Raw genomic sequence first — 19,705 nt, forward strand, 5'->3', positions numbered from 1 at the left:
TTTCACGCCCCGCTCACTCGATTCAGTCTCTGCAAAAACGGACCTATCTTCATGAAATCCCACGTTAAAGCGGTTGTCATCGGCGGCGGTGTCGTCGGCTGCTCGGTGCTCTACCACCTCGCCAAGGCCGGCTGGACCGACATCATGCTGATCGAGCGCTCGGAGCTGACCTCCGGCTCGTCCTGGCACGCGGCGGGCGGCTTCCACACGCTGAACGGCGACCCGAACGTCGCCAAGCTGCAGGCCTATACCGTCCAGCTCTACAAGGAGATCGAGGAGCTTTCCGGCCAGTCCTGCTCGCTGCATCTGACCGGCGGCGTGATGATGGCCGATACCCCCGAGCGCATGGACTTCCTGCGGCTCGCCCACGCCAAGGGCCGCTATCTCGGCATGGATACCGAGCTGATCACGCCGTCGGAAGCCAAGGCGATGTTCCCGCTGATGGACGAGAAGAATTTCGTCGGCGCCATGTGGGATCCCGTCGAAGGCCATCTCGACCCCTCCGGCACGACCCACGCCTACGCCAAGGCCGCGCGAAAACTCGGCGCCGAGATCGTGCTGCGCAACCGCGTCGTCGAGCTGACGCAAGAAGCCGACGGCACCTGGAACGTCGTCACCGAGCAAGGCACCGTGAAAGCCGAGCATGTCGTCAATTGCGGCGGCCTGTGGGCGCGCGAGATCGGCCGCATGGTCGGCGTCGAGCTGCCGGTGCTGGCGATGGAGCACATGTACCTGCTCACCGAGCCGATGCCGGAGGTCGAGGAATTCAACAGGTCGACCGGCCGCGAGATGATCGGCGTGCTTGACTTCAAGGGCGAGATCTACACCCGCCAGGAGCGCAACGGCATCCTGCTCGGCACCTATGAAAAAGCCTGCAAGCCATGGTCGCCGGTCAACACGCCCTGGGATTTCGGTCATGAACTCTTGCCACCCGACATCGACCGCATCGCGCCGTCGCTGGAGATCGGCTTCAAGCATTTCCCCGGCATCGAGAAGGCCGGCATCAAGCAGATCATCAACGGCCCCTTCACCTTCGCGCTCGACGGCAACCCGCTGGTCGGCCCAGTCCAGGGCCTGACCAACTTCTGGTGCGCCTGCGCCGTCATGGCCGGCTTCAGCCAGGGCGGCGGCGTCGGCCTGGCGCTGTCCAACTGGATGGTGCACGGCGATCCGGGCTTCGACGTCTGGGGCATGGATGTCGCCCGCTTCGGCGAATGGGCGACGCTGCGCTACACCAACGCCAAGGTGCGCGAGAATTATTCGCGGCGCTTCTCGATCCGCTTCCCGAACGAGGAACTGCCGGCCGCCCGGCCGGCGCAGACGACGCCGCTCTACGACACGATGCTCGCCAACAATGCGGTCATGGGCGACTCGTGGGGACTGGAAACCCCGCTCTGGTTCGCGCCCAAGGGCACCGAGCCAAAGGACATCGTCTCCTTCCACCGCTCGAACGATTTCGGCCCGATCGGCGAGGAAGTTCGCGCGACGCGCGAACGGGTCGGCGTCACCGAGATCGCCAACTTTGCCAAGTACGAAGTTTCCGGGCCGGGCGCCGAGGATTTCCTCAACCGGCTGATGACCAACCGGATGCCGAAGACCGGCCGCATTGTGCTCACCCCGATGGTCAACGAGTTCGGCAGGCTGATCGGCGACTTCACCATCGCCAAGACCGGTGAGGACCGTTTCATGATCTGGGGCTCTTCGGCCGCGCAGAAATACCATATGCGCTGGTTCGAGAAGCACCTGCCCAAGGATGGTTCTGTGCGCATCCACCGCTTTGACCAGACGCTGGTCGGCCTGTCGATCGCCGGACCGAGCGCGCGGAATTTGCTGCAGAAACTTGCGGACGTCGACGTCTCGACCAAGGCCTTCCGCTTCATGGACTTCCGCGAGATGGCGGTCGGCGGCGCGCCCTGCATGGTCAACCGCATCACCTATACCGGCGACCTCGGCTACGAGATCTGGATGGCCCCCGCCTATCAGCGCCTCGTCTACAAGGCGATCAAGGAAGCAGGCGAGGAATTCGGCCTCGTCGATTTCGGCATGCGCGCGCTGCTGTCGATGCGTCTCGAAAAGAACTTCCCAACCTGGTTCCGCGAGTTGCGTCCGATCTACGGGCCGTTCGAAGGCTCGATGGACCGCTTCATCAAGCTGGAGAAGAACGACTTCATTGGCCGCGAGGCGGCTGCCAGGGAGCAGGCGCAAGGGCCGAAGCTGCGCCGCGTCTCCTTCATCGTCGATGCTGCCGACGCCGACGTGATGGGCGACGAGCCGATCTGGGCCAAGGTCAGCAAGGATTACGGCACGGTGGAGAAGCCGCATGGCTACGGCGCGCCGCGCTTCGACGAGACGGGCAAGGAAGTGCGCGGCTCCGAAGCCGCCGAAGGCGCTTCGGCCGTGCGCGGTATCGTCGATGGCGAGTGGCGCGTTGTCGGCTGGGTGACTTCGGGCGGCTATGCGCATTACGTGCAAAAGTCGATGGCGCAGGGCTATGTGCCGGCGGCCCTTGCCGAGGACGAGAGCGCCGGCCTGTTCGAAATCGAGATCCTCGGCCACCGCCGCCCGGCCCGCATCAACGTCGAGCCGCCCTTCGACCCGAGCGGCGAGAAGATGCGCACCTGATTCCAGGAAGCCGTAATGTACCGCTTTCGGATCGTGTTGGTGGCCGGCTATATAGCAACCGGCCACCAACGCATCAGATGAGAAGACGACCCTTGCGGCAGCTGGAGAAATGGACCGACTGGCTCTGCGATGAACGGGTCGGCCCTTTCAGTGCCGCAATCGCGTTTGCACTTGCCTATTGCCTGGTCCAGATCGTGGTGATGCCGCTTTCGTCCCATTTCGTGGGCACCGGCGTCGGCGTCGACGATTCCGAACAGTTGATGGCGATGCGCTTCCTCGCGGCCGGCTATGGCGGCTCGCAGCCGCCTTTATACACCTGGTTCGGCATCCTCACGGCCTCGCTGGTTGGAACCAGCATTCTCGCGCTCAAGATCGTCAAATACACGCTGCTGGCCGGTGGATTGGTCGCGTCCTTCGCCACAGTGCGCCGCCTGGGCTATTCAGCCCGCGCGGCGACCACCGCCATGTTCGGCCTGCTGCTGTTTCCACAGATCGTATGGGAGATGCAGCATGCCCTCACCCACTCGGTCGCGGTTTTTTGCTTTTCATCGCTGCTGCTCCTGGCAGTCGCCGAGTTGCAGAAACGGCGCTCGACTACCGCGTATGTGCTGCTTGGCTTGGCGACGGCCGCCGCAATGCTGTCGAAATACAATGAGGTGATCTTTCTCGCTGCGCTGTTCCTTGCGGCGCTGTCCGTCCGCGAAACACGTGAGGCGATCTTCGATCGCCGTTTCCTGATCAGTGTGGTTGTGGCGATCCTTGCCTGCCTCCCCACATTCTACTGGAGCCTCACGCATCTCGGAGACCTGCTGGCGCACAGCGGTGGCCTGGGCGTCGCCGAAGGGGGCAGCGCGGCAAAGACCCTGTCTCGCGGCGTCCGCGGCTTGGGCAATGCGATGCTCAATTTCGCCGGGCTGCCGGCCACGATCTTTGCCGTCGCGTTTTTCCTGGCGCGCAAGCAATCCGCTCCACCGCCCGAGGCCGCACCGTGGCCAGAGACGCTGGTCTGGCGGGCGATAGCCTTCGCCTTGCTGATCACGCTCGTGGTGGTGCTGGCGGGCGGCATCACACAGTTTCGCGATCGCTGGATGCTGCCCGTATTCGTGCTGTTGCCGGTCGCCATTGCCATGCGGCTGGACGCGATGGGGGAAAGGGGCAGGAAGACGCAGGCGACAATCGTCTTCGTCGGCGCCGTGATGGCCATCCTCGTGCTTCCGGTAAGCTGGTACATGCAGGTCCACGGCGGCGATAACCGCGGCAGCATCGTGCGCATGGACTACGCTTCGCTCCATCGTCAGCTGACAGCCGACGGACCGGTCGGCACTGTGGTCTCGAGTTGGTTCTGGATCGGCAATCTCCGCCTCGTCGATCCCGATCTCATCGTGCTCGACGACGAGATACCCGATTTCGCCAGATCGATCCGCGAGCCCGCGGTGCTTGTGCTCGCGGATGACGAGGAACCGGCCTCCGTCATCTTCAAAAGGATCACCGAGGCCGGCTATGTGATGGATACCGTCCATCGGCGCATCGCGGTGCCGCAGTTGGGGAGCGCACCGCGCCAGGTCACGATCACCAGGCTGCACAAGATGAAGCCGCAATAGACAGACAGGGGGACCGCATGGACACACAACGTTTCGGCCGCCACCGCAAGATCATGCCGTTCGAACCCGGTTCCGTCGAGGCGCTCCGCGCCGCCTCCCGCGAGAAGGCTGGCGCGCTCAACCAGCACGCTCTGGGCTATGGCGCGGTAGCCGAAGCCGAATGGGCGGCGGCAGGCATTGCCGCTCCCGACCTGCCTGCCATGCGAACCTATCGGCTCGAGCGCATCCGCGCCGAACTCAGGCGCCGCGACTATGCCGGCGCCCTGCTCTACGACCCGGTCAACATCCGCTACGCGACGGATTCGACCAACATGCAGCTCTGGGTCGCGCACAATCCGACCCGCCACTGTTTCGTCGCCACAGAAGGTCCTGTGGTGCTGTTCGACTATTTCTCCTGCGAGCATTTGTCGGATCACGCCGGCGTCGTCGACGAGGTGCGGCCGGCGGTGTCGTGGATGTACCTTTATAGCGGCGAGCTGACCGACAAGAAGGTCCGCCGCTGGGCAGCCGGCATCGCCGAGCTCCTTGCCGAGCACGGCGGCGGCAATCGGCGGATCGCCGTCGACCACATCAACCCGGAAGGCGTCGAAGAGCTTGCCCGCCGCGGCATCACGGTCGGCAATGGCGAGGCGGTGATGGAGAATGCGCGCCTCATAAAGTCGCCCGACGAGATCCTCGCCATGCGCCGCGCCATTGTCGCCTGCGAGGCGGCGATGGGCGAGATGGAAGCGGGGCTGAAGCCGGGCATTTCCGAGAACGAACTCTGGGCGGAACTGCATCGCGGCAACATCGCGCGCGGCGGCGAATGGATCGAGACCCGGCTTCTGTCGTCCGGGCCGCGCACCAACCCCTGGTTCCAGGAATGCTCGTCGCGCATCGTCGAGGACGGCGATCTCGTCGCCTTCGACACCGACCTCATCGGTCCCTATGGATTTTGCGCCGACCTATCGCGCACCTGGCTCTGCGGCGATGGCCGGCCGTCCGACGAGCAGCGTGACCTGTTCCGCATCGCCGCCGACCAGATCGCCCACAACACGGCATTGATGCGGCCGGGCATTTCCTTCCGCGATCTCGTCGAACGCTCCGCCGTGCCGCCTGGAGACTGCTTCCCGGCGCGCTACGGCGTGCTCTACCACGGCGTCGGTCTGGCGGACGAATATCCGACCCTGCCGCATGCCAGCGACTGGACGGACGACACGCCGGATGGCGTCCTGGAACCCGGCATGGTGCTGTGCGTGGAAAGCTATATCGGCAGGCTCGGCGGCCGCGAGGGCGTCAAGATCGAGGAGCAGATCCTCATCACCGAGACCGGCAACGAAAAACTCTCAGCCTACCCGCTCGACGAAAAGCTGCTTGGCAGCTGACCCGTCCAAGCCAAACTCGGCGATGGCCTCGCGCATGGACGCAACGACGTCCGCCGATGTGGCCCTGGCCGAAATAAATGGCAATCCCTTCCGCCTAGTCGTCCAGCCGACCACTTTCACGCGCCGCGCCGCCGGCTCGAATCGCTGCGCCAATGCCCAGCTCTGGCAGTCGATGGCGGCGATATCGGCCCTGCCCTCGGCGATGGCGACGATCGACGACCGGTGGCCGCCGCTTTCGCCGCACGAGGCGAAGACGCCCAGACTTTCGCCGATCGCCTCCAGGTCGCGCGTCAGCCCGAGCAGCCCGGACATCGAATCCGGATTGTTGAAGATGAAGCGCTTGCCGCGGATGAGATCGAGCGGGATGACGGCCTTGCCATCCTCGGGCGAGCCAACCGACCGCCCGCCATCAGCCGGCATCACCAGCGCGCTGGAATAGAGCTCGCCCTGCCCGCCCTCGAACGCGTCATAGCTTGGCTGAGCGACCACCTGCACATGCCTGGCCAGGCCGAGCTCCATCGGCCCCCAGCAGGTCTGGCCGAAAAGCAGCGCCGGGCTCAGCCAGAGCTGGTGAAAATCGAACTCGTCCGGGGGCAATGTCGCGGGGTCGGGCGCTATCAGCTTTCCGGCGCCGTCTTGGATGCCGCCGGACACCGGCGGCAGGTCGCGATTGCTGCGCGCCATTCTTTCCGGCGCGTCGATACCTCTCCGTCGAAAAGCGTCGCGGAGCTGCGCCCATTGCGCGTCGATCTCGCCACGAACTTCCGGCCAGTCATACATCGGCAGAGCCGCAATCAACTTGCTCATGACGAACAGCTTTCAAAACAGGCGGTCATCGGCGCCTGAATTCCGCGGCGATAAAGCAGTCGCGAAAGTTCGAAATTACTCTTTGGGCGGCTCAGCCGGCACCGGAGCCGTGCCAAGTCCACTCACATTACGCGCTCTGATACGCGGTTTGAAGGCGCGGCCGGGTTCGGGCGCGCGGCGCAGCACCGGATGCACCACTGGCTCCTTGGCTTTGAAGGCAAATGATTTGATCAGCGCGAAATAGTTCGGATAGACGTAGCCGTTGTTCATCCGCAGCCATTCTTCGCGGCGATCGCGAAACATCTTCGGCAGTCTGTACCAGGCGACGGTCGGGCTCTTGTGGTGCACGAAATGCAGGTTGTTGTTGAGGAACAGGAAGGAGAGCGGCGACCGCTCGACGATGATCGTGCGGCCCTCCGGGTGTTCCGACCACTGATGCTCGGCATAAGTGCGCACCGAAATCAGGGACTGGCCAAGCCACACCGGCCCCAGGATGTAGAGCCAGAGCGGGATGCCGAAGCCGAAGGTCACGATCGGCACGACCACTGCAAGTCCGACGGCATGCAGCAGCCAGGCTTTGCGGATCGCCTTGTCGCCGGCGGCCATCTGTCTGGCGTCGTCGAGGAAGAAGCCGATCGACGACAGCCAAGGTCCGAGAACGAAGCGGCCGACCATTGTGTTGTTGATCTTGAGCAGGAACTTCATCGCCGGCGGCATTTCCGCATGCATCCAGAGCGCCTGGTAATAGCTTTCCGGATCGTCGAGCGGGTCGGTCAGCCGCTCGTCGGCGTGGTGGCGAAGATGGATCGCCTTGAAACGGCGGAACGGCCAGACCAGCCCGATCGGCAGGACGACGAAGGCTTCGTTGATGCTGGCGTTGCGGGTCGGATGGCCATGCAGCACTTCGTGCATCAGCGAGGATTGCAGGGCCAGTATCAAGGCCAAGGCGACAAGGGCCAGCAGCGAATAGGAAGGCCAAAGCAGGAAGCCGGTGGCAAGCCAGGCGCCATAACAGAACAGTGTGAGGAATACTGTCGGCCATTCCACGGCCGGTGTGCTGCTGTGTCTCTTGCGTATGCCAGTCATGCTATCGACCACTGCCTTCCAGTCGCCGGAACCACTTTGATTCCTGACAGCATTGTGTCAGGAGCCTGTCGTTGTCGCAACGCGACAAAGTGAACAACCTGTTGCGAATGCGCATTTTTGGCTGCAGATGTTATATATTGTAAACAGATTTGGGGATTCATTTGCGCCTGAGCACCTACCCAGCAGGCCTGGGCGCAAATTTTTCCTCCACTGGAAAGGAGCGGCGTGATGGACAAGCGTGATCTGTCGACGGTCTTCCGAGAGCGCCTGAAATTGCTCTTGACACGCTCGGACTTGAACCAGTCGGCCTTCGCGAGCGCCGTCGGCATCGATCGTTCGGCGCTGTCGCAACTCCTGTCGGGCGCCTCGACGCGCCTGCCCCGCGCCGAGACGCTTCTCAACATTGCCGCCGAGTTCAAGGTATCGCTCGACTGGCTGCTGGGCCTTAGCCAGGACGAAGGCGTCACCGGCGAGATTCGCGAAAGCCTCGAGATCGAGGAGGCGCCGGACGGCTTTGACCGCACGCTACTTGCCAAATGGCACGCCGAGGCGGTCGGCACCAAGATCCGCTACGTGCCGGCGGGCATTCCGGACCTCCTGCGCACCGAGGCCCTTGTCGAATACGAGGCCGGCATTACCAACAAGAGCCGCGAGGCGCAGGCCGGCGAAACGCAATACCGCATCGACTACAACAGGCGGCCCGAGACCGACATGGAGGTCTGCATGCCGCGCCATACGCTGGAGATTTTCGCACGCGGGCTCGGCGTCTGGGACCGGTTCCCGGAAGCCGAGCGCCGCCGGCAATTGCTGCACATGGCAACGCTCCTCGACGACCTTTACCCGACCTTCCGCCTGTTCCTCTATGACGGCCGCATGCGCTATTCGATCCCTTATACGATCTTCGGGCCGTACCGCGCCGCAATCTATGTCGGCGATATGTATCTGGTGTTGAACGCCACCCAGCCGGTCCGTACCCTGACCAGCCACTTCGACAATCTGATCCGAGCCGCCGATGTCAACGCGCATGAGGCTGCGAGCTTCACGCAGAAACTGGCCGGCATCTCCTTCACCTCAGGCTCTGTCTGAACGCGGCCGCTATCGCCATGCTGGCATGCGGCGACCAACCTGGCCGACCCGTCCGTTTTAGGAAACTCATGCAAGAGCGGGGGCGCAAATTCATTGACTAGATATAAAGACTTCTTTATATCGTTATTTGAATTCAAGATGCGAAAGCCAGAGCCATGACCGCCACCAATCCGATCGACGCATTGCTTGCCGAAAAAGGCGTGCTGCTGGCCGACGGCGCCACCGGCACCAATTTATTCGCGATGGGACTTGAGGCCGGCGAAGCCCCCGAGCTGCTCAACGAGACGGCGCCCGACACCATCGCCGCGCTGCATCAGAATTTCGTCGATGCCGGCGCTGACATCATCCTGACCAATTCCTTCGGCGGCACCCGTCATCGGCTGAAGCTGCATCACGCTCAGGACCGCGTGCATGACTTGAACAAGCGCGCCGCCGAAATCGCCCGTTCGGTGTCCGACAAGGCAGGCCGCAAGGTGATCGTTGCCGGCTCCGTCGGCCCGACCGGCGAGCTTTTGGTGCCGCTCGGCGCTATGTCCTATGAGGAAGCGGTGGATGCCTTCGCCGAGCAGATCGAGGGCTTGAAGGCCGGCGGAGCCGAAGTCGCCTGGATCGAGACCATGTCGGCGCCGGATGAGATCCGCGCCGCGGCCGAAGCCGCGATCCGCGTCGGCCTGCCCTACACCTATACCGGTTCCTTCGATACGGCCGGCCGCACCATGATGGGGCTGTTGCCCAAGGATATCCACGGCGTTGCGGACGGACTATCGCAGGCTCCGCTTGGGGTGGGCGCCAATTGCGGCGTCGGCGCAGCCGACATCCTGGCCTCACTGCTCGACATGACCGACGCGAAGCCGGAAGCCACCGTGATCGTCAAGGGCAATTGCGGCATTCCGGAATTCCGCGGCAGCGAGATCCACTATTCCGGCACGCCGGAACTGATGGCCGACTATGTCCGGCTGGCAGTCGATGCGGGCGCCAAGATCGTCGGCGGCTGCTGCGGCACCTCGTTCGCTCACCTTGCCGCGATGCGCAAGGCGCTCGACGCGCACACCAAGTCGGCGCGTCCGACGGTCGAGACCATCGTCGAGCGCATCGGGCCGATGCGCAACAAGATAGCGAGCGCTGCCGAGGCAGGCGAAGGCCGTCGCGAACGCCGGCGCAGCCGCGCCTGAAGTTGGCCTGCTCTATTCGCTGTTTTCAGCGTAGCGCGACAGCGCCGTACCGAGATCGGTGGCGGCGCTGTTCTTGCCGTCGGCGCCCATCGTCATCAACGCGCCGGACGCGCGCGGGTCGCTGATCTGTTCCAGCATCACGCGAAAGCGGTCGTTGTTGAGCGCAGAGAGCGCCGTGTCGCGGGCCGCATCGACATTATTCCTGATCCGCGCGGATTCCGCCGACGGAGCGGACGGTGCTCGCGTCTGAAGATTGCCCGCAGTCGGCGTCACGTTCCCGGTGATATGCAATTCCAGCCCCTCACTTCTATCAGCTTTGACTAACAGGAGGGCATTGCGATCAAGTTCCGGAAAAGCCGCGCAATTTAACGATCGGCAAAAGCCGGCAGGTCCTCCGCCGGCTTTTTGTTCCATGGACGGCACCCGCCCTATCTGTTGGTGCCCAGCGACGAGGCTAGCCGCACCAGCGACAGGAATTCCGCCCTGTAGCCGAACGGATCAGCGCCGCGCGCGGCGTTGGCGATCTCCAGGATCCGGTCGTAGCCGAAATTCGCCGTCTGATCCGCGTCGCGCAGCTTCTGCCCGAAAGCCGCGACCGCGACCGAAAAGCGCTGGTCGACGCCGGCTTCATCGAAGGACGGCACCTCGTTGGCCGCGGTCACCGGTGTCGTGATCAGTTTCGAGACATTCTCGTTCGGCAGCTTGTAGCGGATTTTTACGAAGGCATATTCGCCCGCATTGGCAACGCCGCCATTGTCGACCTTCGCCTCGCCATAGCGCAACGGATCGACCTGTTCGGCGCCGCTTCCCTTGGGCGTGACCTCGTAGATCGCAGTCACCGAATGGCCGGAACCGATATCGCCGGCGTCGACGCGGTCATTATTGAAATCCTCGCGCTTGAGCGCCCGCGTCTCATAGCCGACCAGGCGGTATTCCGAGACCTTGGCCGGGTTGAACTCGACTTGGATTTTCACGTCCTTGGCAATGGTGAACAGCGTCGAGGACGCGTCCTCGACCAGCACCTTCTCGGCCTCGGCAAGCGTGTCGATATAGGCGGCCGTGCCATTGCCGTTCTGGGCGATGGTCTGCATCATCTGGTCGTTGAGGTTGCCGCGGCCGAAGCCGAACACCGAGAGAAACACGCCGGTCTTGCGCTCCTTCTCGATCAACCGTTTGAGTTCGTCGTCATCGGTCTGGCCGACGTTGAAATCGCCGTCGGTGGCAAGCATCACGCGGTTGATGCCGTCCTTGACGAAAGACTGCTGCGCAAGTTTGTAGGCTTCCTTGATGCCTGCCTCGCCGGCGGTCGAACCGCCTGGCTCCAGATTGTCTATCGCTGCAAGAATCTTCTGCCTTTCCGCGGCCTTTGTCGGCATCAGCACCGTGCCGGCATTGCCGGCATAGGTGACGATGGAGACGGTGTCGTCGGCCTTGAGCTTGCTGACCAGCAACCGGAACGCCGACTTCAACAGCGGCAGCTTGTCCGGCTCGTCCATCGAACCCGAAACGTCGATCAGGAACACCAGGTTGGCCTTCGGCGCCTCGACCGGCTTCACGTCAAAACCCTTGATCGCAACATGCATCAGCTTGGTGCGCTCGTTCCAGGGCGTCGGCATGACGGTGACGGTCGAATTGAACGGCGTCGCGGCCGAGTCCGGCCCCTTCCAGTCATAGGGGAAGTAGTTGATCATCTCTTCGACCCGCACCGTACCTGGGTCGGGCAGAATACCTTCCTTCAGCGAGCGGCGGACGAAGGAATAGGACGCCGTGTCGACATCGATCGAGAAGGTCGACACCGGATCCTGGGCGGCTTGGTGAACCGGATTGGTCTTGAAGGTCTCGATGCGGTCGCGGTTTTGCTCTTGCGGCTGCATTTGATCGGCCGGCATGGGCGCCGGCTGAACCATCGGCCTGGAACCAGCGACGGCGCCAGCCGGCATCTCTGCAGGCTGCATGGCGGTTGCCGGCGCCTGGGCATCCGCGCGTCCGCCGGCGGCCAGCTGGTCAACCTCCGCAGGTGCAGGCGGCGGCACAGGCAGCGCCTGTGGTGCTTGCTTGGCAAAGTCCTTCAACGCCCCGTAATCCTGCCTGGTCCGATCATCGGATCGGCTCAATTCAGTTTTCGGCGGCGATGCCGGTGCGACCTGCGCCTCGTCTTCGACACGCCTCTCGCTGTCGGCGCCGGTCTTCTTCTCCTTGGCAGGCGCGGCCGCCAGCGGCTCGCTGATCGCGGGCTGGTTCGGTATCGGCTTCTGCGCAACCGGCTTGTCGGCCACCGATTCGGTGACCTTCCCGTTTGAAATAACGGGCGGCTGCTCCCTCAGCATCTCCAAAGCGGCATAGCCGGCGATAGGCAGCGCGACCAGCGCGGTCAGGGCCGGGGTGGCAATGAGTTTCCGTTGCATGATCTCTCTCCAGAGCCTTTGTGCTCGCTCCGTGAGACGAAGACCTGCCGGCGATCCTTGGGGGGCGGTCGAAATTTTTTCGTTCAAGTCGAAGGCCTGCATCGCGGCGGCCAACGCACGCGTTTGCGCTTCGCTGTCCGGCGCCGGAACTGCCAGATTGCGCAGCCTTTCGAGTTCGTTGTCGTCGACCATGGTCACACTTCCCCGGCTGAGCGCATGAGCAGCTTCAGCCGTTTCTTCGCCTCATGGATGTGCCAGGAAACCGTCGCCTCCGAGATCGCCATCACCTCGGCCGCAGCCGCGTGGCTCAACCCTTCGCCATAGACGAGCAGCACCGCGTCGCGCTGCTTGTCCGGCAGCATGCGCACCGCCGCCCACAGCGCCTCGGCCGGGTCCTGGGCTTCCGCCGAGCCCTCCCCCGCGATCAGCGCATACGTGCCGAAGGCCTCGGTCTTGGCGCTGTCGCGGGCGCGCTTGCGCATCATGTCGCGCGAAGCGTTCAGTGTCATGGCGTAGAGCCAAGTCGTGAACGCGCCGTTGCCCTGATAGTCGCGGATTGCCCGGCCGAGCCGCACGCAGACATCCTGGGCGATGTCTTCGGCATCGGCCTTGCGGCCGCACCAGCGATAGGCGGCGCGATAGACGAAACCATAGTGCCTTTCGAGCAGTTTGCCGAAAGCCCCCCTGTCTCCGCCCCTCGCCCGCCCGATCAATTCGGCATCGGAGGCTTCGCTGTCGTCCAGCATCATCGCCGTCATTTGCCTGTTGGACGAAGGCTAATGGCGATTCCTTGGGGCGATGGAAAGATTTTTTTGCGGCAGCCTCCGCACCCTACCCTAAGGTCTCGGCGAACAGCGTGATGAGCCGCTTCCAATGGCGCTCGGCGCCCGCTTCGTCATAGACGCTGTGGTCCTTGACGCACCAGCCATGACCGACGCCGACATAGTTCTCGATCGTGTGGTCGACTTCGGCGACCCTGAGCGCCTCTGCCAGCCGGGCCGATTGCTCCGGCGGAAAGCTGCGGTCCACGCCGGCGACCCCGACGTAGATGCGTGCCTTGATCGACGCCGCCTTCCGGTGCGGGCTGTCGGGCGCGTCGCTTGCCAGATTGCCGCCGTGGAAGCTGGCGGCGGCAGCAATGCGGTCGGGATAGGCCGTGGCGGCATTAAGAGCCCGTGCGCCGCCCATGCAATAGCCGACGACGCCGACCGGCCCGTCTAGGCCTTCGGCAGTGAGCGCATCGAGGAAGGCCACGCTATCGCGGATGGTCATCTCTTGCGTGGTGCCACCGCTCAGCGCCGTCAGTTGAGCCCTGGTCTTATCCTCAGCAAACGCAGTCTTAGGGTCGAACGGTCCATAGGGCACGCTGCGATAGAACAGATCGGGCACCAGCACGGCATAGCCATGCCCTGCGAGGCGTTCGGCCATCTGGTCGAGCGTCGGCCGCGGGCCGAAAATATCCATGTAGAGGATGACGCCGGCCCTGGCCGCCGCCGCCGGTCGGAACAGCCCGGCCTTGGCCTTCCCGTCCCGGGTTTCGATCTCGATCTCTTGCTTGGCCATGCTGCTCTCCGTCGTCTGTCCGCGCGATAGATATCCGGCTGGAGCGGCCCGGCAAGACAATCCCGGAGCCTGGCGTTCAAGATTTCGTGCGGTTGGCCTTCATCTTACAGCCGAGCAAAGGCCGCCATATGAAAGGCCTGCACCTCTGGCGGATAGCGATAGTCCGCCCCGTAGGGACATGCGTTGCGGTCGAGGCAGCCGCTCGTGCGGCACAGGCCGCCTCCGGGGCCGCGCACATGCCCAAGACAGGCTTCATGGGCAAAACCCTGCTCGGAATAGGCATCGACCGGACAGGAATTCATGCAGGGTTTTTCGACGCATGTGTCGCAGAGATGAATCGCTTCTCGAGGTTCGGGGAGGAAAATCTCTTCCTCGAACAGCAGCGCGCCGCGATAGGCATGCCACAACCCATACTGCGGATGCATGAGGATGCCGAGCGGCGACGGCTTCAACCCTTCCGCCCGCATCGCCCATTGCTGGAACGGCAGATAGGGCCTGTCGGAGGGCGACACGGCGCGAGCGCCGAACGCTTGCGCCACCGCGCCGATCACCTCCCGCGACCAGGTGTCGAGCGGGTTGACGATCCCGCTGGCCCGCTGCCCGAGCCAGCGCTGGAAGTGCGGCCAGGGTGCGGCGCCGGCCTGCCCGACCAGGAGGGCGGACTTCGCAGGCGCGCCTGAAAGCCCCGCAGGCACGGCTTCATCACTAGCGAAGCGAAAGCCGCCCCGAAGGATCAGGCCGTGGGCGGCAAGCGCGGCCGCGGTCCCTTCGATCGTGCCGCGCGAAAAAGTCATCCCTTCTTGTCCGGGTCGGAGAACGCGCTCCGCCAGACTTCCTTATGGATGATGTTGGCGACTTTAGCCCGGCCTGACTCGGGCTCCTTTCAAGTGAAGGCGTCGGCCATCGAGGCCTTCTTCCTGTCGATGAAATCCTTCAGTGCCTCGTCGATCGCCGGATCGAGATGCGGTGCCTCGTAGCTTTCCAGCCAGCGGCGGGCGAGCTCGTTGGCGCGCTGCGGCGCTGTCTTTTCGCCTTCGGCCAGCCACTGCTCATAGGAATTGTTGTCGGCGATGTTGGAGCGGTAGAAGGCGGTCTGGAAATTCGCCTGCGTGTGGTCGCAGCCGAGATAGTGGCTGCCCGGACCGACCCGGCGGATGGCGTCCATCGCCTGGCCGTTCTCCGACAGGTCGACGCCCTCGGCGAATTTCTGCGTCATGCCGAGCTGGTCGATGTCCATCATGAATTTCTCGTAGCAGGAGGCGAGACCGCCCTCGAGCCAGCCGGCCGAATGCAGCACGAAGTTGGTGCCGGCAAGGATGGTCGAGTTCAGCGTGTTGGCGCTCTCATAGGCCGCCTGCGCATCCGGGACCTTCGAGGCGCAGAGCGAGCCGCCGGTGCGGAACGGCAGGCCTAGCCGGCGCGCGAGCTGCGCTGCGCCATAGGAAACCAGCGATGGTTCCGGCGTGCCGAAAGTCGGCGCGCCCGACTGCATCGAGATCGACGAGGCGAAAGTGCCGAACAGCACCGGCGCGCCGGGCCTGATCAGCTGCGTGAAAGAGGCGCCGGCAAGCACCTCGGCCAGGATCTGCGTCAGCGTTCCGGCAACCGTCACCGGGCTCATCGCGCCGGCCAGGATGAACGGCGTGACAATGCAGGCCTGGTTGTGGCGCGAATAGACTTTCAGCGCGCCGAGCATGGTCTCGTCGAACACCATCGGCGAGTTGGCGTTGATCAGGCTGGTCAGCACCGTGTTGTTCTCGACGAAATCCTCGCCGAACACGATCTTGGCCATCGCCACCGTATCCTCGGCCCGCTCCGGCGCCGTCACCGAGCCCATGAACGGTTTGTCCGAATAGCGGATATGCGAATAGACCATGTCCAGATGGCGCTTATTGACCGGCACGTCGACCGGCTCGCATACCGTGCCGCCCGAATGGTGGATCGACGGCGCCATATAGGCGAGCTTCACGAAATTCTGGAAATCCTCAAGCGTTGCGTAGCGGCGGTTGCCGTCGAGGTCGCGCACGAAGGGCGGGCCGTAGACCGGCGCGAACACCGTTCCCTTGCCCCCGATCTGCACCGAACGCTCCGGATTGCGCGCATGCTGGGTGTAGATCGAAGGCGCGGTCTTGAGCAGCGAGCGGCAAAGCCCCTTGGGAAAATGCACGCGCTCGCCTTTCACATCGGCGCCGGCCTCTTTCCACAGCGCGAGCGCCTCGGCGTCGTCGCGGAAGATGATGCCGATCTCTTCCAGCACCGTGTCTGTGTTTTTCTCGATCAACGCCAGGCCTTCCTCGTCGAGGACCTCGTAGACGTTGATCTTGCGCTTGATATAGGTGAGCTGGGTGCCCGGACCGCCGCCTGCGCGCGCCGCACGCCTGGCCGCCGCGCCGCCGCTGGCGCCGCGTCCGCGTCGTCCGCCCGACGCTTCCTGCTCGACTGCCGCGTTATCGCTCATGATCGTTCTTCCTATAGATTTTAGATTTGGGCCTGAATTGGCTCGCGGCCGGTTCGCCGCCGCTTCTTTCCGGATCGTAGCCATGCACCCTATTGGAAACGGCCCGCCAGCGCCAACGCCTGTCGCAAAATCGACAAGAAAACCGCCAACTTTTCAGTCGCTTTCCTTTTGCGGGAAGTCGCAAATCAGCTATGGCTACCTTGCCCTCGCGGGTTAGGTATTGGCGCATCGATTTTTGAGCTGCAGCAAGCATTCCGAGCAGCAAGGAGCCCGAGGAAAAAATGTCCGACGACGAGATCATCCTTTCCGAGCTTTCCGACGAGGAACTCGTGCAGCAGATGCATGACGACCTTTATGACGGGCTGAAGGAAGAGATCGAGGAAGGCACGCATATCCTTCTTGAGCGCGGCTGGCAGCCCTACACGGTGCTGACCGAGGCGCTGGTCGAAGGCATGCGCATCGTCGGCGAAGATTTCCGCGATGGCATCCTGTTCGTGCCGGAAGTGCTGCTCTCGGCCAACGCCATGAAGGCCGGCATGGCCATCCTGCGCCCGCTGCTTGCCGCCACCGGCGCGCCCAAGCAGGGCAAGATGGTGATCGGCACCGTCAAGGGCGACATCCACGACATCGGCAAGAACCTCGTCGGCATGATGATGGAGGGCGCCGGCTTCGATGTCATCGACCTCGGCATCAACAACGCGGTCGAGAAATATCTGGAAGCGATCGAGCAGCATCAGCCCGACATCATCGGCATGTCGGCGCTGCTCACGACGACCATGCCCTATATGAAGGTCGTTATCGACACGATGAAGGAAAAGGGCATTCGCGACGATTACGTCGTGCTGGTCGGCGGTGCGCCGCTCAACGAGGAATTCGGCAAGGCCGTCGGCGCCGACGCCTATTGCCGCGATGCCGCGGTGGCGGTCGAGACCGCCAAGGATTTCATGAAGCGCAAGCACAACGTTCGCGCTTCCGCCTGATCCCAGGGCATCAGGATGGATCGAAAAAAGCCGCGCCTTGCAGCGCGGCTTTTTTGTTCCCAGATGATGATGATCAGGCTGAACGATCAGTTGGCGACAGTGTCTTTGACCGCCCTCGCCGTCGATTTGACGTCCTTGCCGACGCCTCGAATGGCGTTGGCGCAGGCGGTGAGTGCAAGCGCGCAGGCAAGGATGGCAATCGGCGCGATGCGTAGCAGTTTCATGGGTGTCTCCCTCAACAGACAATTAGCCCCGCAGCGAAAACCGGCTCGACTGGTTCATGGTCAAAACGCAAAAAACGAAACCGAATCAAACAGACAGGCTGCTCGTCATCGCCTGCGGGATGATTGCGCGCGAAGTTTTGGCCGTCAAGCAACAGCTAAAGCTCGATCACCTTGAGTTGACCTGCCTGCCGGCCGAGTTCCACTTCTATCCGGACCGCATCGCGCCGGCCATGGACAAGGCCATCGAAAAGGCCAAGGCGGAAGGCTACAACCACATCTTCGTCGGCTATGCCGATTGCGGCACCGGCGGCATGCTCGACCGCGTGATCGAGAAGCATGGCGTGGAGCGCATGGCCGGCCCCCATTGCTTCGCCTTCTACCAGGGCATGGACGCCTACGCGAAGGTCGCCGACGGCGACATGATGTCGTTCTACATGACCGACTTCCTCTGCCGCCAATTCGACGCCTTCTTCATCAAGCCGCTCGGGCTCGACAGGCATCCCGAGCTTATCAAGGACTATTTCGGCAATTACGAGAAGCTGATCTATCTCGCGCAAACCGACGATCCGGAACTCGACAAGGTTGCCGAGAAAGCCGCCGCCATGCTCGACCTCGCCTACGAGCGCCGCTCGACCGGCTATGGCGATCTCACGGGTGAACTGGCACGGGCGGCAGCCAACGCTTGAGGCTCTCGCAGGGCTGCTTCAAACGGCGGCCAGCGGAACGGACGATCGACTTGCAGACGAAGCCCCCTCGCCGCCGCTGTTAAGCCGGATGACAGCGGCCTGCGAACGGGTAAGTTGTGCCCCAGCAAACCAAACAGCTGTTCCAGCCACCGATTCGGGGAACGTCCATGATCCCTCGCCTGCTGCTTGCCGCCCTTTGCCTTATTGGCTTTGCCCTGCCGGCCTATGCCGATGGCGAGGTGCAGAAGCTGATCACCGCCGCCGACAAGGCGCGGCTCGACAAATATGGCGAAACGCGCAAGGCGGCTCTCGAAGAGGCAAAGGCCGGCGATCCGGCTGAGGTCAAGCAACTCGATGCGCTGCTCGCGAAGCCGCTGGTCGCTTTCTCCGACAAGGATCTGACCGGCAACTGGAAATGTCGCACCATCAAGGCCGGCGGCTTGAGCCCGCTCGTCATCTATGGCTGGTTCAAATGCAAGGTCACCGAGGACGGCTCGGGCTGGCGGCTGCAGAAGATCAGCGGCTCCCAGCGCACCACCGGTCGGTTCTTCGACGACGGTGAGAAGCGCGCCATCTATCTCGGCTCGTTTTCGGTCAATGACGACAAGGCCAAGCCCTATGGCAGCGGCGCCGAAAGCGACCAAGTGGGCTATGCCTTCCGCAACAGCGCCACCGAGTGGCGCATCGAATTCCCCGCGCCCTATTACGAATCGAAGCTCGACATCATGGAATTCAAGCGCTGACTGAGCCCGAAAAGTTGCAGACTTTTCGGACCAGGATCATGCGTCTCACCAAGGGTTAACCCGCTCGCCCTAGCATGCGCCCGACTTTGAGAGCGGGTGCTTGCCATGGCAACGTCGGAATCCAGTCCGCGACGGATTGTGGTCGTCACCGAAGGCGGTCCGCATATCTGGGCCATCGTCAACGCCATCGCCGATCGCGTCGGCCCTGTCAGTGTCATCCTCGAAACCCCTGAATCAAAAAAGCGTTTGCTGCTCGGCCGCGCCCGCCGCCAGGGCTGGATCTCGGCCATCGGCCAGCTCGGCACGATGCTGCTGACCAGGCTTGGCAAGCGGTTCTTTGCCGGCCATGCTGCACGGCTGATTGCCGAGGAAAAGCTCGAGACAGAACCTCGCCCGACCCAGACGATCATTCATGTGCCTTCCGCCAACGGTCCGGAATGCCTTCAGGCGATTGAGAAGATCGGGCCGGGCGTCGTGCTCCTCGCCGGCTGCCGGCTGCTGTCGAGGGATACGCTCGCGAAGATGCCTTGCCCGGTGCTTAACTATCACGCCGGCATTGCCCCGAAATATCGTGGAATGAATGGCGGCTACTGGGCGCTGGCCTCCGGCGATCGAGTGAATTTCGGCACCACCGTACATCTGGTCGATGCCGGCGTCGACACCGGCGGAGTGCTGAAGCAGGCGCGCGGCAAGTCGAAACGCGGCGACACCATCGCCAGCTACGCGCTGCGGCAGGCGGCATTTTCCCGCGACATCTGCGTCCAGGCAGTGGCCGAGACGCTGGCGGGAAAACTTACGATGATCGATCCCGGCCTGCCCTCGAAACAGTGGTTTCACCCGACGATTTGGTTCTACCTCTGGACCGGCCTGACGAAGCGCGTCTGGTAATCTGCCAGCGTCGGAAATTC

The 19,705-nt window shown here is 63.3% G+C and carries 18 protein-coding genes; 9 read left to right on the plus strand and 9 right to left on the minus strand.

Annotated elements, in window-relative coordinates; genetic code table 11:
• Positions 1–51: 51 nt before the first annotated feature.
• The 3 genes from CK221_RS16545 to CK221_RS16555 all read left to right on the plus strand — a co-directional run bounded on the left by CK221_RS16545 (position 52) and on the right by CK221_RS16555 (position 5,587).
• Positions 52–2,622 (plus strand): FAD-dependent oxidoreductase, encoded by a 2,571-nt coding sequence (locus tag CK221_RS16545; protein ID WP_095778487.1) that lies wholly within the window; start codon positions 52–54, stop codon positions 2,620–2,622.
• Between the two features lie 92 nt (positions 2,623–2,714).
• Positions 2,715–4,223, plus strand: a complete 1,509-nt coding sequence (locus tag CK221_RS16550; protein WP_179295155.1) for a glycosyltransferase family 39 protein — start codon at positions 2,715–2,717, stop codon at positions 4,221–4,223.
• A gap of 17 nt (positions 4,224–4,240) precedes the next feature.
• Positions 4,241–5,587, plus strand: a complete 1,347-nt coding sequence (locus CK221_RS16555) for a Xaa-Pro peptidase family protein (protein WP_095778489.1) — start codon at positions 4,241–4,243, stop codon at positions 5,585–5,587.
• On the opposite strand, the gene CK221_RS16560 is transcribed toward CK221_RS16555, so the two are convergent.
• Entirely contained in the window at positions 5,549–6,394 is an 846-nt protein-coding gene (locus CK221_RS16560; RefSeq protein ID WP_066999715.1) for a PhnD/SsuA/transferrin family substrate-binding protein, read from the minus strand. The genes CK221_RS16555 and CK221_RS16560 overlap by 39 nt on opposite strands.
• A 75-nt stretch (positions 6,395–6,469) precedes the next feature.
• Positions 6,470–7,480, minus strand: a complete 1,011-nt coding sequence (locus CK221_RS16565; protein ID WP_066999712.1) for a fatty acid desaturase — start codon at positions 7,478–7,480, stop codon at positions 6,470–6,472.
• 228 nt (positions 7,481–7,708) lie between these two features.
• On the opposite strand from CK221_RS16565, the gene CK221_RS16570 reads away from it, so the two are divergent.
• Together CK221_RS16570 and bmt are read left to right on the plus strand one after the other, a co-directional pair.
• Positions 7,709–8,566, plus strand: a complete 858-nt coding sequence (locus tag CK221_RS16570; RefSeq protein ID WP_095778490.1) for a helix-turn-helix transcriptional regulator — start codon at positions 7,709–7,711, stop codon at positions 8,564–8,566.
• A gap of 155 nt (positions 8,567–8,721) precedes the next feature.
• A complete protein-coding gene (bmt, locus tag CK221_RS16575) occupies positions 8,722–9,738 on the plus strand; it encodes a betaine--homocysteine S-methyltransferase (protein WP_095778491.1) in 1,017 nt (338 codons plus the stop codon).
• Positions 9,739–9,750: 12 nt separating this feature from the next.
• Here the strand turns inward: bmt and CK221_RS16580 are convergent, their stop codons facing one another.
• The 6 genes from CK221_RS16580 to CK221_RS16605 form a co-directional block, all read right to left on the minus strand.
• Positions 9,751–10,152, minus strand: a complete 402-nt coding sequence (locus tag CK221_RS16580; protein WP_245299688.1) for a hypothetical protein — start codon at positions 10,150–10,152, stop codon at positions 9,751–9,753.
• Positions 10,153–10,166: 14 nt separating this feature from the next.
• Positions 10,167–12,335: a VWA domain-containing protein gene (locus tag CK221_RS16585; protein WP_095778493.1), complete on the minus strand. Its 2,169-nt coding sequence runs from the start codon at positions 12,333–12,335 to the stop codon at positions 10,167–10,169.
• Between the two features lie 2 nt (positions 12,336–12,337).
• Positions 12,338–12,901: an RNA polymerase sigma factor gene (locus tag CK221_RS16590; RefSeq protein ID WP_067329326.1), complete on the minus strand. Its 564-nt coding sequence runs from the start codon at positions 12,899–12,901 to the stop codon at positions 12,338–12,340.
• A 73-nt stretch (positions 12,902–12,974) separates the two neighbouring features.
• Entirely contained in the window at positions 12,975–13,706 is a 732-nt protein-coding gene (locus CK221_RS16595) for a dienelactone hydrolase family protein (RefSeq protein WP_095778494.1), read from the minus strand.
• A gap of 104 nt (positions 13,707–13,810) precedes the next feature.
• Positions 13,811–14,500 (minus strand): hypothetical protein, encoded by a 690-nt coding sequence (locus tag CK221_RS16600; RefSeq protein ID WP_095778495.1) that lies wholly within the window; start codon positions 14,498–14,500, stop codon positions 13,811–13,813.
• An 89-nt stretch (positions 14,501–14,589) separates the two neighbouring features.
• The gene (locus CK221_RS16605) at positions 14,590–16,164 is read right to left on the minus strand and encodes a trimethylamine methyltransferase family protein (RefSeq protein ID WP_095778496.1); all 1,575 of its coding nucleotides are present in this window, start codon (positions 16,162–16,164) and stop codon (positions 14,590–14,592) included.
• Between the two features lie 281 nt (positions 16,165–16,445).
• Between CK221_RS16605 and CK221_RS16610 the strand changes: the two genes are divergently transcribed.
• Complete coding sequence (locus CK221_RS16610) at positions 16,446–17,144, plus strand: B12-binding domain-containing protein (RefSeq protein ID WP_066999684.1); 699 nt, start codon at positions 16,446–16,448, stop codon at positions 17,142–17,144.
• An 86-nt stretch (positions 17,145–17,230) separates the two neighbouring features.
• On the opposite strand, the gene CK221_RS16615 is transcribed toward CK221_RS16610, so the two are convergent.
• On the minus strand, positions 17,231–17,368 hold the full coding sequence (locus tag CK221_RS16615) for an EncA/B family entericidin (RefSeq protein WP_095778497.1): 138 nt from the start codon (positions 17,366–17,368) through the stop codon (positions 17,231–17,233).
• Positions 17,369–17,424: 56 nt separating this feature from the next.
• Here CK221_RS16615 and CK221_RS16620 point away from each other — a divergent pair, with 56 nt between their 5' ends.
• From CK221_RS16620 to CK221_RS16630, 3 genes are all read left to right on the plus strand, one after another.
• Positions 17,425–18,054 (plus strand): DUF1638 domain-containing protein, encoded by a 630-nt coding sequence (locus tag CK221_RS16620; protein ID WP_066999681.1) that lies wholly within the window; start codon positions 17,425–17,427, stop codon positions 18,052–18,054.
• A 167-nt stretch (positions 18,055–18,221) separates the two neighbouring features.
• Positions 18,222–18,797 carry a DUF4893 domain-containing protein gene (locus tag CK221_RS16625; protein ID WP_066999678.1) on the plus strand — a complete coding sequence of 192 codons (576 nt, stop codon included), beginning with the start codon at positions 18,222–18,224 and terminating at the stop codon, positions 18,795–18,797.
• Between the two features lie 105 nt (positions 18,798–18,902).
• Positions 18,903–19,685, plus strand: coding sequence for a formyl transferase (locus CK221_RS16630; RefSeq protein ID WP_066999675.1), 783 nt, complete (start codon positions 18,903–18,905; stop codon positions 19,683–19,685).
• Positions 19,686–19,705 lie beyond the last annotated feature (20 nt).

The sequence above is a fragment of the Mesorhizobium sp. WSM3868 genome (assembly GCF_002294785.1).
In the GTDB taxonomy this organism is placed as follows: domain Bacteria; phylum Pseudomonadota; class Alphaproteobacteria; order Rhizobiales; family Rhizobiaceae; genus Mesorhizobium.